This is a genomic window from Pantoea sp. DY-5, from assembly GCF_019795955.1.
In the GTDB taxonomy this organism is placed as follows: Bacteria; Pseudomonadota; Gammaproteobacteria; order Enterobacterales; family Enterobacteriaceae; genus Pantoea; species Pantoea leporis.
Genome location: NZ_JAIMIE010000002.1, coordinates 512,926 through 533,354, shown reverse-complemented (window position 1 = coordinate 533,354; position 20,429 = coordinate 512,926). Strand labels below are relative to the sequence as shown.

Below are 20,429 nucleotides of genomic sequence, written 5' to 3'. Positions count from 1 at the left end.
CAATGCGAATAATTGTCTATGGCAGTTTACGGCGCAAACAGGGAAACAGTCATTGGATGACGAATGCGCAGTGGCTCGGCGACCATCAGATTGTGGGGTTTGATCTCTACAATCTGGGTCACTATCCGGGCGTGGTGGAAGGAGAAGGCAGCGTTTATTGCGAGGTGTATCGCATTGACGCCAGCACGCTCGGCGAACTGGATGCCTTGCGCACCAAAAATGGCGAATACAAACGCCAGCTTATTCAGACGCCTTACGGCAGTGCCTGGCTGTATGTCTATCAGCGTTCAGTCGCGGGTCGCACGCATATCGCGAGCGGTGACTGGTTAAGGCGAGATGGCGAAACAGAGGCATAAATAAAAACACCGTCCATTGGACGGTGTTTTTTTATGCGTGGCAGAAAAGAATCTTATTTCTTCTGCGCACGCTCGTAAGAGGCGATGATTTCAGCTTTAGCCGCTTCTGCGTTGTCCCAGCCATCAACCTTCACCCATTTGCCTTTTTCCAGATCTTTGTAGTGCTCGAAGAAGTGGGTGATCTGCGCTTTCAGCAGCTCTGGCAGGTCGTTCACATCTTTGATGTGATCGTACTCTTTGCTCAGCTTGGTGTGCGGAACCGCAACCAGTTTGGCATCTTCGCCAGACTCATCGGTCATTTTCAGCACGCCAACGGGACGGCAGCGGATCACTGAGCCCGGCACCAGCGGATAAGGGGTTGGCACCAGCACGTCAACCGGGTCACCATCCAGAGACAGCGTGTGGTTGATGTAACCGTAGTTGCACGGATAGAACATGGCGGTAGACATGAAACGGTCTACAAACAGGGCGCCAGACTCTTTGTCGACTTCATATTTGATCGGATCGGCGTTAGCCGGGATCTCAATGACAACGTAGATATCTTCTGGCAACTCTTTACCTGCAGGCACCTGGTTCAAACTCATCTGGCTTTCCTTCATTAGTCATATGTTGAGTGACGGCTATTATAGCCAACTGACTCTGAAAGTATGCCCCCTTTTTGGCGTTTCGGAATGCTCCAACCCGCTACTTCGCCGTGACAAACAGCGAGACGATCCCCGCCGCAATCAGTGGTCCAACCGGCACACCACGGAAGAAGGCCACGCCAATCACCGTACCAATCAACAGCCCACCAATCACCGACGGCTGCACGCTCATAAAGTTCACGCCGCGTCCGCCCAGCCAGGCAACGAAAATCCCCACCACAATCGCGATAATCGATTGCCAGTTGGCGAACGATTTCAACAGCGAAGAAGCCGGCAGCGTACCGCTGGCCAGCGGCGCCATCACCGCAACGGTGAGGATGATGATGCCAATCTGAATGCCCTGTTTTTCCACATAGGGAAAGAATTGCGACAGCGGGGTGAGCTTGATCGCCAGCAGGATCAGAATCGAGATGGTAACGGCGCTGTTATGAACGAAATAGCTGAGGACGGCGAGGCAAACAAGAATGATGGTGGAGGCATAAGCAGCCATGGTTTCTCCCTGCAGATCAATGGGCGCGCTGGCCGATGCCAGCGCTAAGCGTATTAAACGCTTACATTAATCAACAATCGTCGGGGTTGGCGCAACTGCCTTTGTTAATTGATTGCAACATCAGCGCCTGATTACGCACCAGACTGACGCCCTGCGCACCAACTGACAACGCGGCCATCGTGCCCTGGCTGCTAACAAAATAGCTGCGGCTGGCATCCAGCCAACTGTCGCGATAGGTCAGCCACGCTCGCTGAGCACTGCGCAATTTGTCTTTAGGCGCGCCGGTTAATTTTTTCATCGCTTGGGTGTACTGCGCGTTCATCTCTTTATCCCAGGCTTTATTGGCGGTGCCGTAGCATTGAGACATACCGGCGGTGCTGGATTCCTTATTCAGACACTGATCGAGCTGCTGATCGATAGGGTTTTGTTGCGCCGCCGCAAAACCGCTGACCAACAAACACGCCATCGGGAGCCATTTTTTCATCGTTTCAATCCTTAAATTTTGCTGAGGCAGAGTTCAGTAAAAGTGAAGTCTGGGTGATCGTCAGCCAATTGACCATCAACAATGGATAAAGTTTCCCCGATCAACTGCCGATAATCTTTCCGTTTTAGGGCCAGCGGATTTCTGCCTTTTCTTGCAAACGGGGATAATCATGTTCAAACAGCTATCAATTCGTACTGCATTACTCACGCTTTTGGCTTTTATGACGCTGCTGCTGCTGGCAGTCAGCGCGATGGGCATTTCTGCCATCAACGCAGGCAATCAATCACTGGATGCCATAAACCGCATTCAGGGAATCGAACTGAACAGTTTGTACCAAAGCAACGCCGATCTCATGCGCGCGCGCGGCAGCGCCGCATTGGCCGTGCGCAAAATCGAAATCGGATTACTGGATGATGGCGCCAGCGTCACCAAACAAGCTGAGGAGGATGTCACCAGCTCCCAGCGTCATCTGAAAGCCTTTATTGATGCCGGAACGGTAACGGCTAAGGGTAAAATCCTCGCCGATGCCGTGGCTACTTCGTTCGCTGCCTATCACAAGGGCGCCATCGTGCCGATGATGGATGCGTTACAAAAGCAGTATACCGATGAATATTATCAGGTTTTGGAAGGCAATCTTTCAACGCTGGCAAGCAACTACGCGAAAGCAGTGCATGATTTTGGCGTTTATGCTGATGAAGTCTCAGCTTCGCGCCTGGCGCAAGCTGCACGCAATGAACTGCAGATGAAAATCATGATTGGTGTGGCGATGGCGTTGACGCTACTGCTGATCGTCATTGCCTGGCAACTGCTGCGTCGTCTGCTGCTGCGTCCACTCGACGGCGCGATTCTGCATCTGGAGCAAATTGCGGCGGGCGATTTATCCCAGCCGCTGCCAGCCGCCGGAAAGAACGAGTTAGGCCGTCTCAATCAGGCGCTGGGGAATATGCAGCTGGCGCTCAGCAGTTCGGTAAGTCAGGTGCGCGAAGCCAGCTTGCAGATTGATGTGGGAAGCCGCGAGTTAGCGGCAGGCACCGTGCATCTCTCGCAGCGTACCGAAGAGTCCGCCGCTTCGCTGGAACAAACCGCCGCCAGCATGGAGCAGCTCACCGCTACCGTGCGTCTCAATGCCAGCAACGCCAAAGAGGCCAATCAGCTCGCCAGCAATGTCTCCGACAGCGCCGATCGCGGTGCCGAAGTGGTCGGCTACGTGATGGAGAAGATGCAGGAGATCACCCAAAGCGCCAATCGCATTGGCGACATCCTCAGCGTAATTGATGGCATTGCCTTCCAGACCAACATCCTGGCACTGAACGCTGCGGTTGAAGCCGCGCGTGCCGGTGAACAAGGGCGCGGTTTTGCCGTGGTCGCTAATGAAGTGCGCACGCTGGCTGGTCGCAGCGCCACCGCCGCCAAAGAGATCCGCGAGCTCATCGCAGAATCGCAGACGCGGGTGCAAGAAGGCAGCGATATGGCTACGCGCGCTGGCGAAACCATGGATGAGATCTCCAGTGAAGTGATGCGCGTCACCACGCTGATGAAAGAGATTTCTATCGCCTCAGAAGAGCAGAGTCGCGGTATCGAACAGGTGAATCAGGCGGTGACGCAGATGGATGAAGCCGCGCAGCAGAACGCCGCATTAGTCGAAGAGGCCAGCGCTGCAACCCAATCGCTGGAAGCGCAGTCGCAGCAGTTGCAGGATTCGATGGCGCAATTCCGCGTATCTGCAGCGTAATGAAGTTAATAGGTGTGAAATAAGTTGGGTCGCTATAAATAGCGACCCAATAATCAATTTATCGCAGCACGTATTTAGACGCAGTGAATTATTTAGCCGGAAATTAATTATTCTTATGCGTGCGAATGATTTCGGCTAGCGCATCGTCTTCGGCATAAAAATAGGCTGCGGGTATTTCTAATACGTCCGCCAATCGCTGCGCTGTATCCAAATCAACCTGATGAATTCCATTCTCGTAACGATTAATTCGCGTGCTGGCAACAAACTCATCGATCCCCGCCGCAATCCCCAATCCTTTTTGCGATAAACCTTTAGCCAGACGTGCTTGTTTCAAGCGTCTTTGGAAGGTTAGCTGGAGAGAGGAGGTCGATTTCATGGCTACGAGAATCGTAGATTTACTGCTTGTCAGATACTACGAGTAACGTAGTATCGTAAATAGAACAGATAAGCGGACTAAGGAGAGTTACGTGAATAATGCAAAACAAGACTGGCATCCTGCCGATATTATTGCTGCTCTACGAAAGAAAGGAACTTCAATGGCGGCGGTGTCGCGGCAATCTGGATTATGCTCAACCACGCTCGCCAATGCATTAGTGCGGCCTTGGCCAAAAGGAGAATTATTAATTGCCGAAGCGATTGGTATTTCACCCGCAGAAATTTGGCCGAGTCGTTATTATGCGGAAGATGGCGCGTTAATTGATCGCCAGGCCAAAATCAGAAATATGAAAACAAAAAGCCCGCACTAAGGCGGGCTTGGTAAAGCGGAAAAGTATTACACTGAATGGTCGTCCGGATATTCACGGATAAAGCGTTCAACGTCGCCTACCATTGCGTCGTTGCCGCAGAAGAACGGGCAGCGCTGATGCAGCGTTTCTGGCTGGATGTCGAGGATCCGATTGGCACCATCGCTGGCTTTACCGCCCGCTTGCTCCGCCAGGAAGGCCATTGGGTTGCATTCGTACAGCAGACGCAGCTTGCCTTTCGGGTGGCTGGCGGTGCTTGGATAGAGATAGATGCCGCCTTTCAGCAGGTTACGGTGGAAATCGGCCACCAGTGAACCAATATAGCGCGAGGTATACGGGCGCTTGGTGGCGATATCTTCTTCCTGACAGAACTTCAGGTATTTCTTCACACCCTGCGGGAAGCGAATGTAGTTACCTTCGTTGATCGAGTAGGTGTAACCCTTCTCCGGGAAGGTCATGCGCTCGTGGCTCAGGCAGAATACGCCGAGCGACGGATCGTAAGTAAACGCATGCACGCCCACGCCGGTGGTGTAAACCATCATGGTCGAAGAACCGTAAACCACGTAACCCGCAGCAACCTGCTTGTTGCCCGGCTGCATGAAGTCGGCTTCGGTGATTGGCGTGCCCGGCTCGCTGATGCGATGGTAGATAGAGAAAATGGTGCCGACGGAAACGTTAACGTCGATGTTTGAAGAACCGTCCAGCGGATCCATTAATACAACGTATTTGCCATTCTCTGAGCCTTCGAAGATAACGAACTCGTCTTCTTCTTCCGACGCGATACCGGCCACCACGCCGCGTGCTTTCAGGGCGGCTTTCAGCTTTTCGTTGGCAAACAGATCAAGCTTCATCTGCTGCTCACCCTGCACGTTTTCCACGCCGCTGGCACCCAGAATATCCACCAGACCCGCTTTGTTGATGTCGCGGTGGATAATTTTAGCGCCAAGCTTAATGGAAGAAATCAGCGCCGTCAGTTCACCTGTGGCGTGTGGAAAGTCGTGTTGCTTCTCGACGATGAATTCGCCTAACGTTTTCATAACACATTCCCTGCATCTACGATGGAGTGGCAGCAGCTGTAACAAGCTACCAACGTATGAGCGCAGTTTAGCCGATTGAACTTTAAAAACCATAGTCCTAATCCGTTTCTTCCCTCTCAACTCGGCGTTACACTGTGCGCCGAACTTTTGAGTAATGGATCTCTTTATGCGTATTCACATCCTCGGGATTTGTGGCACTTTCATGGGCGGACTGGCGATGCTGGCGCGCTCGCTGGGACACGAAGTGACCGGCTCAGACGCCAATGTCTATCCGCCGATGAGCACGTTGCTGGAACAGCAAGGCATTGAATTGACTGAAGGTTACGATGCCAGCCAGCTCGATCCGCAACCGGATCTGGTGATCATTGGTAACGCGATGACGCGCGGCAATCCTTGTGTCGAAGCGGTACTGGAACGCAACATTCCTTACCTCTCTGGCCCGCAATGGCTGCACGATTTCGTCCTGCGCGATCGTTGGGTGCTGGCGGTGGCGGGAACCCACGGCAAAACCACCACAGCCGGCATGGCAGCGTGGATTCTCGAGGCCTGCGGCCTGGAACCGGGCTTTATCATTGGTGGTGTGCCAGGAAACTTCGAGGTTTCGGCAAAATTAGGAAAAAGTCCATTCTTCGTCATCGAAGCGGATGAGTACGACAGCGCGTTCTTCGACAAGCGTTCCAAGTTTGTGCATTACTGCCCGCGCACGCTGATCCTCAACAACCTCGAATTCGATCACGCGGATATCTTTGACGATCTGCGCGCCATCCAGAAGCAGTTCCATCATTTGATCCGTATCGTGCCGGGCCAGGGCAAGATCCTGCTGCCGGAGCACGACAACAACATCAAGCAAGTGATGGCGATGGGCTGCTGGAGCGAGCAGGAAACCGTGGGCGATAACGGTCAATGGCAGGCGAAAAAGTTGACGCCGGACTCTTCACATTGGGAGATCTGGCTCGACGGCGAGAAAGTCGGCGAAGTGAACTGGGCGCTGGTGGGCGAGCACAACATGCACAATGGCCTGATGGCGATTGCGGCGGCGCGTCATGTTGGGGTGAAACCGGTGGATGCCGGTGAAGCGTTGAGCAGCTTCATCAATGCGCGTCGTCGTCTCGAACTGCGTGGTGAAGTGAATGCCATCAAGGTGTACGACGATTTTGCTCACCATCCTACCGCGATTCTCGCCACGCTGGCGGCGCTGCGCAGCAAAGTGGGCGGCACGGCACGCATTCTGGCGGTGCTGGAGCCGCGCTCTAATACCATGAAGATGGGCGTGAGCAAGAACGAGTTAGCGCCATCGCTGGGCCGCGCAGATGAAGTGTTCCTGTTCCAGCCGCACCATATTCCGTGGCAGGTTTCCGATGTGGCCGAGGCGTGCATTCAGCCGGCGCAGTGGAGCGCGGATATCGATACGCTGGTGGAAATGGTGGCGAAGAAAGCCCAGCCAGGCGATTCGATTCTGGTGATGAGCAACGGCGGGTTTGGTGGGATTCACCAGAAACTGCTGGAGCGGTTAGGGCGTTGATTGTGCGGTGGCCATCAATGGCCACCCTACAACGGCACATCGTAGGGTCGGCATTCATGCCGACCTTTTTCATGTCCGCAGAAAGCTTAAGCTTCTGCCAACTCGCGCAGATACTGGAAAATCAGGCGGGCGGACTTTGGTGGCTTGTTAGTGGCTTTCTCTTTCTGCGCGTTACGGATCATGCTGCGCAGTTGCTGACGATCGGCATGCGGATAGAGGTTAAACACTTCAGCGACCGCGTCATCACCTTGCTCGATCAAACGATCGCGCAAAATCTCCAGCTTATGGAACAGCGCAACCTGCTGGTTGTGACGGTTCTTCAGCTTATCCAGCGCCTGGCGAATCGGATCTTCATCGCGTGAACGCAACATCTTACCGATCAGCTGCAGCTGACGGCGACGACCTTCTTTCTTGATGCGCTGCGCCAGTTCAATCGCGTCGCGCAGTTGTTCGTCGAGAGGGATTTTGTCGAGGGAGTTTTTTCCCAACTCAACGAGCTCGGCGCCAAGGCGTTTTAGCTCTTCGGCATCGCGCTTAATTTCGCTTTTGCTGACCCAGATAATCTCTTCATCTTCTTCGTCATTATTATCCGGCACATCGTCGAGCCAGTCTTCGGGCTGCTTGGTCATCTCTTGGCTCCCTAAAAAAAAGAGGCTAATCCTACCAGTTTATCGGGCGACTGCGAAATTGTTCTCTGAGTCTGATAGACTCAATCCATTCATACTTAAGATTAGACGGCAGGTCGATGAACGTATCTACTCAGGTTGCAGAACAACGTAAAGTGTTGGAACAGGCTGTCGCGCAGGCGTTGGAATTGGCAAAAGCCAGCACCGATGGCGCTGAAGTGGCGGTCACGAAAACCACCGGCATCGGCGTCAGTACCCGCTATGGCGAAGTGGAAAACGTCGAATTCAACAGCGATGGTGCGCTCGGCATCACCGTCTACCATCAAAACCGTAAAGGCAGCGCTTCCTCCACCGATCTCAGCCCGGACGCGATCAAACGCACCGTGCAGGCGGCGATCGACATTGCGCGCTACACCTCGGTGGATCCATTTGGCGCACCGGCCGATCCCGAGTTGCTGGCGTTTGACGCGCCGGATCTCGATCTCTACCATCCGTGGGAGATCGATGCCGATCGCGCTATCGAACTGGCCGCTCAGGCGGAACAAGCGTCGTTGCAGGCCGACAAGCGCATCACCAACACCGAAGGCGGCAGCTTCAACAGCCACGTTGGTATCAAAGTGTTTGGTAACAGCCACGGCATGTTGCAGAGCTACTGCTCCAGCCGCCATTCGCTCTCCAGCTGTGTGATTGCCGAGCAGGACGGCAATATGGAGCGCGATTACGCATATACCATTGGCCGCGCTTTTGACGATCTGAAAAGCCCGGAATGGGTTGGCGCCGAGTGCGCCCGCCGCACGCTGTCGCGTCTGGCACCGCGCAAGCTTTCGACCATGAAAGCGCCGGTGATCTTCGCGCCAGAAGTGGCGACCGGTTTGTTTGGTCATCTGGTGGGCATGATCAGCGGCAGCAGCGTGTACCGCAAATCGACCTTCCTGCTTGATTCGCTCGGTAAGCAGATTCTGCCGGAGTGGCTGACCATTGAAGAGCATCCGCACCTGCTGAAAGGCCTGGCATCCACGCCGTTCGACAGCGAAGGCGTGCGCACCCAATCGCGTGACATCATTAAAGATGGCGTGCTGCAGAACTGGCTGTTGACCAGCTACTCGGCGCGCAAGCTCGGCTTGCAGAGCACCGGCCACGCAGGCGGCATCCACAACTGGCGTATTGCCGGTCAGGGCCACAGCTTTGACGACCTGCTGAAGCAGATGGGCACCGGTTTAGTGGTAACCGAGATGATGGGCTCCAGCATCAACGGCATGACCGGCGACTATTCACGCGGCGCATCCGGATTCTGGGTGGAAAACGGTGAGATTCAATATCCTGTGAGCGAGATCACAATCGCCGGCAACCTCAAGGAGATGTGGCTCAATATGGTAACCGTCGGTAACGACATTGAAACCCGCAGCAATATACAATGCGGATCGGTGCTGCTGCCGGAGATGAAAATCGCCGGACAATAAGAGTCATCGCTTTCTGAAAGCAGCCCGCAAGGCTGCTTTTTTTTTGGCCCGACAATAATAAAAGGACATACCAATGCGTAATAAGCATGTGATTGCAGTGTTGTCGTTATCGCTGTTGTTCTCCTCGGCTAGCGTGTTTGCAGCCGATTTAGAAAAAGATATGGATACGCTCAAGGATGGTCTGAGCGTGGTGAAGAAAACCTCTGACGCGCAGGAAATGCATACCGCGTTGGGTAAGATGCGCCAGGCGGCAACGGATGCTAAGCAATCCACGCCGGAAAAACTGGAAGGTCAGGCGGCCGATAGCGCGCAGATCAAGGATTATCACGCCGGTCTGGATTCGCTGATTGCCCAGATCGATGTGGTTGATCAGTTGGCGCAAGCCAACAAGCTGGACGAAGCCAAGGCCGAAGCGAAGAAACTGGAAGATATTCGCAACGCCAACCATAAGAAATTCCGCTGATAACCCGGCCAGCCCCGTGGCTGGCCTTATTCCTCTTTGCTTTCTCTCCGTTTTAATCCGCCTAAATCCATCACTTCTCGCATTTTGTGACCGCTTTCGCACACTTCGTGCGTCCTGAGATCTGGCGCACACTCGCCCGCGGGATTTCCACTTTGAGGTGGAAAAGTTGCGACTCAACAGCCTCAAGGCGAAAGCGTACTTTCTTATCAACGAGAAATATCTGTAATTGTCCGCTGTAAACAGGAGTAACAAGGTGAGGAGTGAAGCTGTCCCGCTGAAACAGAGCACGCCGGAAGCGATTCAGGCGCTGGCGGATAAGGTGTTAAGCCAAATTGCAGCGATCTACGCCGCACATCACATCGAAGCCAATGCCGTGCAGCAGCAGATGCTGGCTTCGCATGTCCGGGCGATGGCATCGCGCTCTTTAACGGGTGAAGCGCTACCGGAAGTAGAAGCTGAGCTGTTTGAAGATATCTCGCCGGAAACCATGGCGCTGGCGCAGCAGGTGGTGGATCTGTTTGGCAATCTGCCCAAAGAGGAAGCCTGGTTGTTGTCCGTCCATATCGAAGTGGCGAAATCGAACGAAGCATAAATTGCGAGGAATTGAACATGGTAACTGTAGTGATTGGCGATCGTCTGGGTAAAGGTCAGAAAGTAGCAGCGGGCATCGAGAAAGCCGGTGGTCGTGCGGTGGTGGTGCCGGGCGTGGCAGCCGACATGAAGCTGGGCGACGTGATGAAAGCGGAAAACGCCGATTTCGGCATCTCCTTCTGCGGCAGCGGCGGTGCCGGTGCGATTACCGCGCAGAACAAATATGGCTACAAAGCCAAACACGGGATGCGTTCGATTGACGAAGGCGTTACCGCCATCAATGAAGGTGCCACCGTGCTGGGCTTCGGCTTTATGGATAAAGAAGAGCTGGGTGAGCGTCTGGTGCAGGCCTGGACTAAAAAACACGGCAGCTAAGTATGAAACAGCAATACGAGACGCAGGTAACGGTGCAGGGCAAAGGCGACAGTAAAGCAAAAGCCTTTGCCGATGCGCTGAGCAAGGTGCAGCAGCAAGTGCTGCGCACCAGCCAAAAGATTCTGTTGCGCATTGAACCCATGGATGTGCGGGTGCTGCGCGCGCAGGAGAGCGTGCGAAAGGAGAAGTTTCTGTTCTTCTTCCTCGCGCGTGAGCGACGGAATTACAGCGTTGAGCTGGACATTACTGTTAGCGTCACTGTGATCGATACCGACAAGGTGGAATTCGCAGCGACCCCATAGAACCGCCCGACATCGCACTGTGTAGGGTAAAAACGACAACAAAGGGTCAACAATATGTTTTTAATCATTTTGTTTAAGTCGTTAATCATTGGCGGATTGGTTGGCGTCGGGGTGGGAGCGGGCGCAGCGCGCATGTTCCACGCACCGACCACACAAGGTATGGGCGCGTTCCGTACCTTGGGAGAACTCAATTCCTGTGAAGGCGATCCGGCATCGCACTTCTCCTTTGGTCTCGGCTTCTTCTTTAACGCCTGGGCATCATCCGTGGCAGCGGGTTCCTTCACGCAGGACGTCGATCACCGCATTTTGCCGAACTGGGGCGCGGCGGCACTGATGGTGAAAAACCGCAACGTGGCGGAAACGCTGCACAACCCGAAACGCATGGCGATTGCCTGCGGCATCATCGGCATGATTGTGGTGGCCTTCCTTAACAGCACAGCGTCTGCAGTTCCGGCGGCGCTGCAGGTTACCGCAGTAAAAGTGCTGGTGCCGGCGGCTAACCTGCTGGTGAATACCGTGATGCCAGTGATCTTCTGGCTGGCAGCGATTGATGCCGGTAAGAAATCTGGCTTCTGGGCCACCATTTTTGGCGGTCTGGCGCAGCTGATCATGGGTAACGCCGTACCGGGTTTGGTGCTGGGCATCCTGATCGGTAAGGGTGTGGAAGAGAGCGGCTGGAACAAAGTCACCAAGGTGATGATGTTTGCCATCGTGCTGCTGTTTGCCTTGAGCGGCTTCTTCCGCGGTTTCGATCTGAAACTGCTGCAATCCTTCCAGCTGGGTATTCCGGGCTGGCTGGATATGATCCACAACAGCGTCAGCGGCAAATAAGGAGCCATCAGCATGAACGAGAACGAAAACAAAGGGTTCTGGTACGCCGACTGGTCTTTCCCGATTTTTGTTGGCCTGCTCTCTTCCGGCGTATTTGCCGGTACGCACATGTATTACCTGTACGGCATTGGTGCTTTTAACGAAGTGGCGTTTGTCTCGATGCTGCGCTCCGGTATGGAAACCGGCGTGTATGGCGCAGTGGCGGCGTTTGGTGCCAGCTTCCTGTTTGCACGCATTATCGAAGGCTCGCTGGTGGGGATTCTCGATATTGGCGGCGCGATCCAGACCGGCGTCGGCCTCGGCGTGCCTGCGCTGCTGCTTGGTGCGGGCATCGTGTTCCCGGTCGCCAACTTTGCTGCCTCGCTGGCGACGGGTTTGGTGGTGGGATTGGCGATAGGTTATCTGATCATCCTGGCGCGTAAGTTCACCATCAACCAGAGCGACTCAACCTACGGCGCAGACGTGATGATGGGCGCGGGTAACGCATCGGGCCGTTTCCTCGGGCCGCTGATTATCCTGTCGGCCATGGCGGCGTCGATTCCAATTGGTCTCGGTTCGCTGGTGGGCGCGCTGCTGTTCTACCTGTGGAATAAGCCTATTACCGGCGGCGCGATTTTGGGCGCGATGGTGTTGGGTGCGATATTCCCAATCTCACTCTGATGCTGGACGGTTGCCATGAATGGCGACTCTACGGCGGATTGGAGCGATTTTCGTAGGGTGCGCATTTATGCGCACCTTAATGAGTAAGGAGTAAGCATGTTTGATCTGATTCTGCGCCGCGCACGTCTGTGCGACGAACTGCTGGTGGATATTGCCATCCAGCACGGCAAAATTGCCGCCGTCGGCGAGGTGAGCGGCCCGGCACAGCAGGAGCGCGATCTCGCGGGACGTTACTACGTCAGCGCTGGCTGGATTGACAGCCACGTGCACTGTTATCCCAAATCCCCGATTTATCACGACGACGCCGACACCATTGGCATGGCGCAAGGCGTCACCACGGTGGTGGATGCCGGCAGCACCGGCGCTGACGACATCGACGACTTTTATCAGCTCACGCGTTCGGCTACCACCGAAGTACGCGCGCTAATCAACATTTCACGCACCGGCATTGTGACGCAAAACGAGCTGGCCGATATGGCGCAGATTGATGGCGATGCGGTGGTGCAGGCGGTGAAACGCCGTCCCGACTTTATCGTTGGCCTGAAAGCGCGCATGAGCAGCAGCGTGGTGGGCGAGAACGGCATTCAGCCGCTGGTGCGGGCCAAGGCGATTCAGCAGGCAGCCGGAAACTTGCCGCTGATGGTGCACATTGGCAACAATCCGCCAGTGCTGGAAGAGATCGCCGATCTGCTGACCTCCGGCGACATCATTACCCACTGCTTTAACGGCAAGCCGAACCGTATCTTGTCACCGCAGGGCGAACTGAAAGCAGCGGTGAAAAATGCCATCGCGCGCGGCGTGAAGCTGGATATCGGCCACGGCGGCGCCAGCTTCAGTTTTGAGGTGGCGCGTCAGGCGATTGCGCAGGGCATTCTGCCCGACACCATCAGCTCCGACATTTACTGTCGTAACCGCATCAACGGCCCGGTGCATAGCCTGGCGCACGTGATGTCGAAATTCTTCAGCATTGGCATGACGCTGCCGCAAATCGTCGAGTGCGTCACCGTTAATGCCGCTGCTGGCCTGCGTCTGGCGGGCAAAGGGCGCTTGACCGCCGGTTATGACGCCGACCTGACCATTTTTACCGTCAAAGAGGAAGCCTGCCCGTTCGTTGATGCTGAAGGCGAACGGGTATTAGGTGAACAACATATTCTGCCGCTGGCCGTGGTTATCGCCGGTCACTGGCATCTGACTGATGAAGGGAAAGCGAATCATGTCTTCGATCTATGAAAAATATGACCTGAAACAGGTCATCAACGCCTCGGGCCGCATGACCATTCTCGGCGTCTCCACGCCGTCTGCGGATGTGGTGGATACCGTCAGCTACGGTCTGAATCACTATTTCGAGATGAAAGATCTGGTCAACAAGACCGGCGCTTACATCGCCAAACTGCTGGACGTGGAGAGCGCGGTGGTGGTGGCGTGCGCCTCGGCGGGCATTGCGCAGAGCGTGGCGGCGGTGATTGTTAAAGATAACGACTGGCTGCTGGAGAACCTGCACGCCGCACCGCTCAGCGTGCCGCACGATATCGTGGTGCCAAAAGGGCACAACGTGAACTTCGGCGCGCCGGTTGGCACGATGGTGGCGCTGGGCGGCGGGCGTTTGATCGAAGTCGGTTACAGCAACGAATGTTCGCCAGAGCAGTTGGCGGCGGCAATCACGCCGACCACAGCGGCGCTGATGTACATCAAATCGCACCACTGCGTGCAGAAAAGCCATCTTAGCGTGGAGCAGGCAGCGGTAGTGGCGCGCAAGCACGGCATTCCACTGATCGTTGATGCGGCAGCGGAAGAAGATTTGCAGTGCTACTACCAAATGGGCGCGGATCTGGTGATTTACAGCGGCGCCAAGGCGATTGAAGGGCCGACCAGCGGCTTAGTGATTGGTCGTACGCAATACGTTGAGTGGGTGAAACGCCAGAGCAACGGCATTGGCCGCGCGATGAAAGTCGGCAAAGAGGGCATTCTCGGGCTGACGCAGGCGATTGAAAACTATCTGGTGCAGCCAAAAACCACCGGTGCCGAGATGGTGGCCAACATGACGCCGTTTATCGACAACCTTAACAAGCTGAACGGCGTCACCGCCCGCGTGGTGTGGGATGCCGCCGGACGCGATATTGCGCGTGCCGAGATCAAGTTTGATGAAGCGGTCACCGGCTGGCCGACTGGCGAACTGGTGCAGGCGCTGAAAACTGGCGACATCGCCATCTATTTCCGTGGCTACAAAGCCAACGAAGGCATTATCGAAGCCGATGTGCGCAGCGTTAGCGCCGATCAGCTGCACATCATCTTTAGCGCTATTCAGGCGTTGATCAGCGGAGGAAAACACGCATGAGTCTGAACCCGAATTTCTATCAGGATCGCCTGTGCCTTAACGTGCTGGCCGGTTCGAAGCAGAACGCCAAAGCGATCTGGCAGGCGGCTGAAGGCCATGTGCTGGTGGGCGTGCTGTCAAAAAACTACGCCAGCAACGAAGAAGCCATTGCCGATATGCGCGAGTATGCGGCGCTGATCGACAATGCGTTATCCGTGGGTTTGGGCGCGGGCGATCCCAACCAGTCGGCGATGGTGAGTGAGATCTCGGCGGTGCTGCAACCGCAGCACGTCAATCAGGTCTTCACCGGCGTGGCGACCAGCCGTGCGCTGCTCGGCCAGAATCAAACCGTGGTAAATGGTTTGATTTCACCGACCGGCACGCCGGGCCTGGTGAAAATCTCCACCGGACCGCGCAGCTCGAAGAACGCCGACGCGATTGTACCGATCGACAGCGCCATCGCCATGTTGCAGGACATGGGCGGCAGCTCGGTGAAATACTTTCCGATGGGCGGCCTGAAAGCGGTAAATGAGTATCGCGCGGTGGCGGAAGCCTGCGCGCGTCACGACTTCTGGCTGGAACCCACCGGCGGCATCGATCTCAATAACTTCGAAGAGATTGTGCGTATTGCGCTCGATGCAGGCGTTAGCAAAGTGATCCCGCACGTTTACAGTTCGATTATCGATAGCGCAAGCGGCGACACGCGCATTGACGATGTACGTCAGCTTCTGGCAACGTGCAAGAAACTGCTGTAACAAATGAGTAACAGGTGAGGCTCCGTGAGATTTCCCAATCAGCGTCTGACTCAGCTTTTCGCTGCGCTGCAAAATGAAACGCTGCCGCAGGATGAGCTGGCACGTCGCTTTTCCGTTTCAACGCGCACGGTGCGCACCGATATCACCGCGCTGAACGCGCTGCTGGAACAGCACGGCGCGCAGTTTGTGCTGGCGCGCGGCGCGGGATATCAACTCAAAATTGACGATGCGGCGCGCTTTGGCCGCTTACAGCAAGAGAGCGCCACGCCGCTGCGCGTGCCGCGTACCTCGCAGGAGCGCGTGCGCTATCTGCTGACGCGCTTTCTTACTGCGGCGTATTCGATCAAGCTGGAAGATCTGTCGGAAGAGTGGTTTGTCAGTCGCGCCACGCTGCAAAGTGATATGGCGGAGGTGCGCGAATGGCTGGGCCGCTATCACCTCAATATCGAAACCAAACCGCATTACGGCATGAAGCTGTTCGGCAGCGAGGCGGCGATCCGCACCTGCTTAACCGACCTGCTGTGGCAGATCGATCAGGAGACGCCGGACAGCCCGCTGCTGACGGTAGAAGCGCTGCACAGCGGCATCCTGGCGCAGCTCGAACCTTTGCTGCAACAGTGCTTTGCCCAGCACGCCATTCGTCTCAGCGATGAGGGCGATCGCTATCTGCAAATCTACTGCGCGGTGGCGGTGCGACGCATCAGCGAAGGTTTCCCGCTCAACGATCCGGGTGCGGAAGATGTGGGCGAGGAAGTGCGCGAAGCGGCGCACGACCTGATTAATCTGATGCGTCCGCTGGTCGGCAAACCGATTTCACAGGCGGAAGAGAACTGGCTGCGGGTCAACATCGCCGCGCGCCAGATTCAGGCGCTGGCACCGAGCACCATTAACGCCGACGACGCCGATGCGCTGGTCGATTACCTGCTGAACTACATCAACACGCATTATAACTATCGGCTGCAGCACGACGAGCAGCTGCGCGCCGATCTGCTCACCCATATCAAAACCATGATCACGCGGGTGCGCTACCAAATCCATATCCCCAATCCGCTGCTGAGCAACATCAAACAGCACTATCCAATGGCCTACGATGTGACGCTGGCGGCGGTGACCAGCTGGGGTAAATACACCCCTTACACTATCAGTGAGAACGAGATCGGTTTTCTGGTGCTGCACATTGGCGTCGGGCTGGAGAGGCATTACGACGTCGGCTATCAGCGCCATCCGCAGGTGCTGCTGGTGTGTGACAGCGGCAACTCCACGCTGCGCATGATTGAGGCGCTGCTGCTGCGCAAATACCCGCAATTGGTGGTGACGGCGCGGCTGTCGCAGCGCGACTATGAACTGCGTGAGCATATTGATGAAGACTTCGTGATCTCCACCGCGCGGCTCAGCGAGAAGAACAAGCCGATTGCGGTGATGTCGCCGTTCCCAACTGAGTTCCAGCTGGAGCAGCTCGGCAAGCTGGTGCTGGTGGATCGCACGCGCCCGTACATGCTGGAGAAGTACTTCGATGCGCAGCACTTTATGGTGCTGGATAAGCCGATGGCGCAGTCAGAGCTGTTCCGTCTGCTGTGCGATCAGCTGGAGGGCGAAGGTTTTGTCGATGCGGATTTCTATCCGTCGGTTGAGGAGCGCGAAGCGATTGTCAGCACCCTGCTCGGCGAAGGCATCGCGCTGCCGCATTCACTCGGACTGCTGGCGCAGAAAACCGTGGTCTACACGGTGCTGGCGCCCCATGGCGTAAGCTGGGGCGAGGAGACAGCATCGGTGATTTTCCTGCTGGCGATCAGCAAGAGTGAATACGAAGAGGCGATGGCGATTTACGATCTGTTCGTCACCTTCCTGCGCGAAAGGGCGATGACGCGGCTGCGTGATTGCACGGATTTTGTCAGTTTTAAAGCGGTAGCGATCGATTGTTTGAGTCGGCTGTAAGGGTTGTGCGTGCTGTCCCCCATCCCGGCCTTCCCCCGCAAGCGGGGGAAGGAGATGCAGCTTCATCACTAACATGTGGCAGCATCTTCCTCCCCCATTTATGGGGGAGGACCGAGGAGGGGGAAACCCCGCACAATCTACCCGCGTTTCGCCAGTAACCTCGGAATCTCACGCAAACACCAGGCTTTGGCTTCGCCCATGCTGTCGCGGCGCCACGCCATAATAATGTCCACTTCGCGCGTATACTCGGCGCTCACCACGCGTAAACGACCTTCGGCGATATCCTGCTCCACCATCGGATACGGCATGGTCGCCACACCCAAACCGGCCAGCAGCGCGCGGCGTTTATCATCCATGCTGCTTACCGTCAGACGCTGCTGCTTATCCAGCAACTGCACCGTCAACACCGGGCGCTCGCGCGCGGTGTCCGCCACCGCGATACCGCGATACTTCACGCGCGTCACTTCTGACAGCGGCTCAGCTTCCTGATGAATTGGATGATCCGGGCTGGCAACGTAGACGCTCATCGTGCTGTACAGCTTGCGGGTGTTGATTTCGGTTGAGGCGCGGAAGTGCATATCCGGGGCAATCACGATATCGGCGCGGCCCTGTTCCAGCCTTTCCCAGGCACCGGCTAATACTTCCGTGATGAGAGAAATTTGCGTATTGGCTTTTTCTGACAGCTTCTCAACCAGCGGGAATAAACGCTCGGAAGGCACCAGCGCCTCGGCAACAATGGTGAGATGCGTTTCCCAACCGCGCGCCAGCGCTTCGGCATCGGTGGTGAGCTTATCGGCGGCCTCCAGCAGCACGCGGCCCCGTTCCAGCAGCATGCGGCCCACGTTGGTGAACTTGGTGCGGTGGCCGGAACGATCAAACAGCACCACATCCAGCTCCTCTTCCAGCTTCTGCATGGTGTAACTCAGCGCGGAAGGGACGCGACCCAGTTCATCGGCCGCGGCGGCAAAGCTGCCACGACGGTCAATAGCATCCATCACACGTAAAGCTTCAAGGGTTAACGCGCGGTCTTTTGCCATGCCGATTCTCTGTCAGTAAATTTGAACATGCCAGGCAGATTAACTGGCTTACAATCCGGCGTCCAGACTTTTACCATAATCCTATCAAGCCTGCGGTCGGTTCTCACCGCAGCGCGTCGGAGGATTATCATGATGACAACCCGCTGCGCGTCCGCATGTGGCCAGGCCGATTTCGGTTGGTTGCAGGCGCGCTACAGCTTCTCATTTGGCCACTATTTCGATCCAAAATTAATGGGCTACGCGTCACTGCGCGTACTCAACCAGGAAATTCTGGCACCGGGCGCCGCATTCCAGCCGCGCAGTTATCCGCAGGTCGATGTGCTGAATCTGGTGCTTCAAGGTGAAGCCGAGTATCGCGACAGCGAAGGCAATCATCTGGTGGCGCGTGAAGGCGAGGCGATGCTGCTCTCTGCGCGTCAGGGCGTGAATTACAGCGAAATCAACATCAGCAAAGATCGCCCGTTAACCCGCATGCAACTGTGGCTGGCGGCCTGTCCGGAACGTGAAAACCCGCTGTTGCAGAAGCTCGACCTGCCGCAACAAACCAGCGTACTGATCGCCTCGCCCGATGGCGCGCAGGGCAGCCTGCAGTTGCGCCAGCAGGTTTGGGTGCATCAGGTGACGCTAGCGCCGGGTGAGCAGCACACGGTGAAATTGCACGGACCGCGCGCTTATCTGCAATCGATCCATGGTTCGCTGGATGTGCAGGCCAGCAGCGCCAACCAGCAGCCGCTAGGCTGCGGCGACGGCGCGTTTCTCAGCGATGAGGACCAGATTAGCCTGCAGGCCAGAACGCCGCTGCGCGCGCTGGTGATTGACCTTCCCGCCTAACCCTCACGCACAAAAAAGGGCGACCGAAGTCGCCCTGATGCTTTGCTGTAACGCTTATTTGAGAATGGTGAAGGCCGTAGTCACGTGCTTCACGCCGCTCACCCGGCTGGCAACATCGGCCGCCGCCTTCGCTTCTTCTGCAGTAACCAGTCCCAACAGGAACACTTCACCGTTTTCGGTGGTCACTTTCACGTTGGAGGATTTCACCTGATCGCTGCCCAGCAGCTGCGAGCGGATTTTGGTGGTGATCCAGGTATCCGATGACGAGGTGCCGAGGCTGACTTTCTGTCCATTACGGATTTCGTTATACACCTCGGTGGCCCCATCAACGCCCATGGCGATCTGTTTGGCACGGCTTGCCAGATCCGGGGTTGGCGACTGGCCGGTCAGCAGCACTTTGCCCTGATAAGCGGTGACAACCACGCGGGCCTGGTTTTTGATCTGTTCATCTTTTGCCAGTGCGTTCGAGACGCGCAGCTCCAGCGTACCGTCATCGACCTGCGTGCCCACGGTGCGCGGGTCAGTGGCGGTTTTGGTGGCGACGGCAGCGCCGCCGGCAACCACGGCAACACAACCTTGCAGCAGCATGGCGGTTAAGAGAATGGCGACAGCGTTCAATGCTTTCATTTGAGCTCCTTCAGTCATTCCTGGTGTGGGAATAAAGTGTTATCAATCAAATCGCACAGGCAGTTCAGCGTCAGCATATGCATTTCCTGAATGCGCGCACTGCGATGTGATGGAATGCGAATTTCCACATCATGCGGACCGAGCAGGCCCGCCAGCTCACCGCCGTCGTGGCCGGTTAACGCAACGATGGTCATATCGCGGGTAACCGCAGCTTCAACCGCTTTGACGATATCGCGGGTGTTGCCACGGGTGGAAATGGCCAGCAGCACATCACCAGCCTGACCAAGCGCTCGAACCTGCTTGGCGTAGATTTCATCGTGCAGACGATCGTTACCAATCGCCGTCAGCATCACATTATCAGCGCTCAGCGCCAGCGCAGGCAGGCTAGGGCGCTCTGTCTCGAAACGGTTAATCATGCTGGCGGCAAAATGCTGGGCATTCGCCGACGACGCACCGTTACCGCAGCTAAGGATTTTGTTACCGTTCAGCAGCGACTGCACCAGCGTCATCGCGGCGCGGGAAATCGCATCGGGCAGCGCTTCGGCTGCGGCGATTTGGGTCTGAATACTTTCGGTAAAACACGCTTTAATTCTGTCCTGCACAAGACCACCTGG

Annotated in this window: 25 protein-coding genes; 16 read left to right on the top strand and 9 right to left on the bottom strand. The window is 56.1% G+C overall.

Going from position 1 to position 20,429, the window contains the following annotated elements; translation table 11 throughout:
* The first annotated feature begins 2 nt into the window (after positions 1 to 2).
* Positions 3 to 356 carry a gamma-glutamylcyclotransferase gene (locus K5Y30_RS10715; RefSeq protein ID WP_101762883.1) on the top strand — a complete coding sequence of 118 codons (354 nt, stop codon included), beginning with the start codon at positions 3 to 5 and terminating at the stop codon, positions 354 to 356.
* A 53-nt stretch (positions 357 to 409) separates the two neighbouring features.
* Here the strand turns inward: K5Y30_RS10715 and ppa are convergent, their stop codons facing one another.
* The 3 genes from ppa to K5Y30_RS10700 all read right to left on the bottom strand — a co-directional run bounded on the left by ppa (position 410) and on the right by K5Y30_RS10700 (position 1,974).
* A complete protein-coding gene (gene ppa / locus K5Y30_RS10710; protein WP_007892166.1) occupies positions 410 to 940 on the bottom strand; it encodes an inorganic diphosphatase in 531 nt (176 codons plus the stop codon).
* Between the two features lie 100 nt (positions 941 to 1,040).
* Positions 1,041 to 1,490, bottom strand: a complete 450-nt coding sequence (locus K5Y30_RS10705; RefSeq protein WP_064738397.1) for a DUF441 domain-containing protein — start codon at positions 1,488 to 1,490, stop codon at positions 1,041 to 1,043.
* 70 nt (positions 1,491 to 1,560) lie between these two features.
* Positions 1,561 to 1,974 (bottom strand): lysozyme inhibitor LprI family protein, encoded by a 414-nt coding sequence (locus tag K5Y30_RS10700; RefSeq protein WP_101762885.1) that lies wholly within the window; start codon positions 1,972 to 1,974, stop codon positions 1,561 to 1,563.
* 169 nt (positions 1,975 to 2,143) lie between these two features.
* Between K5Y30_RS10700 and K5Y30_RS10695 the strand changes: the two genes are divergently transcribed.
* Positions 2,144 to 3,706, top strand: coding sequence for a methyl-accepting chemotaxis protein (locus tag K5Y30_RS10695; protein WP_222211367.1), 1,563 nt, complete (start codon positions 2,144 to 2,146; stop codon positions 3,704 to 3,706).
* Between the two features lie 103 nt (positions 3,707 to 3,809).
* Here K5Y30_RS10695 and K5Y30_RS10690 read toward each other — a convergent pair whose 3' ends face one another.
* Positions 3,810 to 4,082: a helix-turn-helix domain-containing protein gene (locus tag K5Y30_RS10690; RefSeq protein WP_222211365.1), complete on the bottom strand. Its 273-nt coding sequence runs from the start codon at positions 4,080 to 4,082 to the stop codon at positions 3,810 to 3,812.
* Positions 4,083 to 4,173: 91 nt separating this feature from the next.
* Here K5Y30_RS10690 and K5Y30_RS10685 point away from each other — a divergent pair, with 91 nt between their 5' ends.
* The gene (locus K5Y30_RS10685; RefSeq protein ID WP_036648151.1) at positions 4,174 to 4,452 is read left to right on the top strand and encodes a helix-turn-helix transcriptional regulator; all 279 of its coding nucleotides are present in this window, start codon (positions 4,174 to 4,176) and stop codon (positions 4,450 to 4,452) included.
* A 26-nt stretch (positions 4,453 to 4,478) separates the two neighbouring features.
* On the opposite strand, the gene fbp is transcribed toward K5Y30_RS10685, so the two are convergent.
* A complete protein-coding gene (fbp, locus tag K5Y30_RS10680) occupies positions 4,479 to 5,486 on the bottom strand; it encodes a class 1 fructose-bisphosphatase (RefSeq protein ID WP_222211363.1) in 1,008 nt (335 codons plus the stop codon).
* A gap of 166 nt (positions 5,487 to 5,652) precedes the next feature.
* On the opposite strand from fbp, the gene mpl reads away from it, so the two are divergent.
* A complete protein-coding gene (gene mpl, locus K5Y30_RS10675) occupies positions 5,653 to 7,008 on the top strand; it encodes a UDP-N-acetylmuramate:L-alanyl-gamma-D-glutamyl-meso-diaminopimelate ligase (protein ID WP_222185347.1) in 1,356 nt (451 codons plus the stop codon).
* A gap of 86 nt (positions 7,009 to 7,094) precedes the next feature.
* Here mpl and yjgA read toward each other — a convergent pair whose 3' ends face one another.
* Positions 7,095 to 7,637: a ribosome biogenesis factor YjgA gene (yjgA, locus tag K5Y30_RS10670; protein WP_179452057.1), complete on the bottom strand. Its 543-nt coding sequence runs from the start codon at positions 7,635 to 7,637 to the stop codon at positions 7,095 to 7,097.
* 116 nt (positions 7,638 to 7,753) lie between these two features.
* Here yjgA and pmbA point away from each other — a divergent pair, with 116 nt between their 5' ends.
* The 11 genes from pmbA (at position 7,754) to K5Y30_RS10615 (ending at position 17,320) form a co-directional block, all read left to right on the top strand.
* Positions 7,754 to 9,094 carry a metalloprotease PmbA gene (gene pmbA / locus K5Y30_RS10665; RefSeq protein ID WP_110867418.1) on the top strand — a complete coding sequence of 447 codons (1,341 nt, stop codon included), beginning with the start codon at positions 7,754 to 7,756 and terminating at the stop codon, positions 9,092 to 9,094.
* A gap of 73 nt (positions 9,095 to 9,167) precedes the next feature.
* The gene (gene cybC, locus K5Y30_RS10660) at positions 9,168 to 9,557 is read left to right on the top strand and encodes a cytochrome b562 (protein ID WP_110867416.1); all 390 of its coding nucleotides are present in this window, start codon (positions 9,168 to 9,170) and stop codon (positions 9,555 to 9,557) included.
* A gap of 253 nt (positions 9,558 to 9,810) precedes the next feature.
* Positions 9,811 to 10,149, top strand: coding sequence for a glycine dehydrogenase (locus K5Y30_RS10655; RefSeq protein ID WP_007892186.1), 339 nt, complete (start codon positions 9,811 to 9,813; stop codon positions 10,147 to 10,149).
* 17 nt (positions 10,150 to 10,166) lie between these two features.
* Positions 10,167 to 10,523 (top strand): SFCGS family glycine-rich protein, encoded by a 357-nt coding sequence (locus K5Y30_RS10650; RefSeq protein WP_008103553.1) that lies wholly within the window; start codon positions 10,167 to 10,169, stop codon positions 10,521 to 10,523.
* 2 nt (positions 10,524 to 10,525) lie between these two features.
* Positions 10,526 to 10,825, top strand: a complete 300-nt coding sequence (locus K5Y30_RS10645) for a DUF4312 family protein (RefSeq protein ID WP_222211361.1) — start codon at positions 10,526 to 10,528, stop codon at positions 10,823 to 10,825.
* A gap of 54 nt (positions 10,826 to 10,879) precedes the next feature.
* Complete coding sequence (locus K5Y30_RS10640) at positions 10,880 to 11,656, top strand: DUF4311 domain-containing protein (protein ID WP_101762892.1); 777 nt, start codon at positions 10,880 to 10,882, stop codon at positions 11,654 to 11,656.
* 12 nt (positions 11,657 to 11,668) lie between these two features.
* Positions 11,669 to 12,316 (top strand): DUF4310 family protein, encoded by a 648-nt coding sequence (locus K5Y30_RS10635; RefSeq protein ID WP_222211359.1) that lies wholly within the window; start codon positions 11,669 to 11,671, stop codon positions 12,314 to 12,316.
* A gap of 96 nt (positions 12,317 to 12,412) precedes the next feature.
* Positions 12,413 to 13,546 (top strand): amidohydrolase/deacetylase family metallohydrolase, encoded by a 1,134-nt coding sequence (locus K5Y30_RS10630; RefSeq protein ID WP_222211357.1) that lies wholly within the window; start codon positions 12,413 to 12,415, stop codon positions 13,544 to 13,546.
* Complete coding sequence (locus K5Y30_RS10625; RefSeq protein ID WP_222211355.1) at positions 13,530 to 14,651, top strand: DgaE family pyridoxal phosphate-dependent ammonia lyase; 1,122 nt, start codon at positions 13,530 to 13,532, stop codon at positions 14,649 to 14,651. Before K5Y30_RS10630 ends, K5Y30_RS10625 begins: the two co-directional genes overlap by 17 nt.
* A complete protein-coding gene (locus K5Y30_RS10620; protein ID WP_101762895.1) occupies positions 14,648 to 15,385 on the top strand; it encodes a KDGP aldolase family protein in 738 nt (245 codons plus the stop codon). The genes K5Y30_RS10625 and K5Y30_RS10620 overlap by 4 nt, the downstream gene beginning before the upstream one ends.
* A gap of 24 nt (positions 15,386 to 15,409) precedes the next feature.
* Positions 15,410 to 17,320: a PRD domain-containing protein gene (locus tag K5Y30_RS10615; RefSeq protein WP_222211353.1), complete on the top strand. Its 1,911-nt coding sequence runs from the start codon at positions 15,410 to 15,412 to the stop codon at positions 17,318 to 17,320.
* Positions 17,321 to 17,457: 137 nt separating this feature from the next.
* On the opposite strand, the gene K5Y30_RS10610 is transcribed toward K5Y30_RS10615, so the two are convergent.
* Positions 17,458 to 18,357: a LysR family transcriptional regulator gene (locus K5Y30_RS10610; RefSeq protein WP_101762897.1), complete on the bottom strand. Its 900-nt coding sequence runs from the start codon at positions 18,355 to 18,357 to the stop codon at positions 17,458 to 17,460.
* Between the two features lie 129 nt (positions 18,358 to 18,486).
* Between K5Y30_RS10610 and K5Y30_RS10605 the strand changes: the two genes are divergently transcribed.
* On the top strand, positions 18,487 to 19,188 hold the full coding sequence (locus tag K5Y30_RS10605) for a pirin family protein (protein WP_222211351.1): 702 nt from the start codon (positions 18,487 to 18,489) through the stop codon (positions 19,186 to 19,188).
* Positions 19,189 to 19,242: 54 nt separating this feature from the next.
* Here K5Y30_RS10605 and dolP read toward each other — a convergent pair whose 3' ends face one another.
* Together dolP and diaA are read right to left on the bottom strand one after the other, a co-directional pair.
* The gene (gene dolP, locus K5Y30_RS10600; protein ID WP_101762899.1) at positions 19,243 to 19,815 is read right to left on the bottom strand and encodes a division/outer membrane stress-associated lipid-binding lipoprotein; all 573 of its coding nucleotides are present in this window, start codon (positions 19,813 to 19,815) and stop codon (positions 19,243 to 19,245) included.
* 14 nt (positions 19,816 to 19,829) lie between these two features.
* Positions 19,830 to 20,417: a DnaA initiator-associating protein DiaA gene (diaA, locus tag K5Y30_RS10595; protein WP_007890352.1), complete on the bottom strand. Its 588-nt coding sequence runs from the start codon at positions 20,415 to 20,417 to the stop codon at positions 19,830 to 19,832.
* Positions 20,418 to 20,429 lie beyond the last annotated feature (12 nt).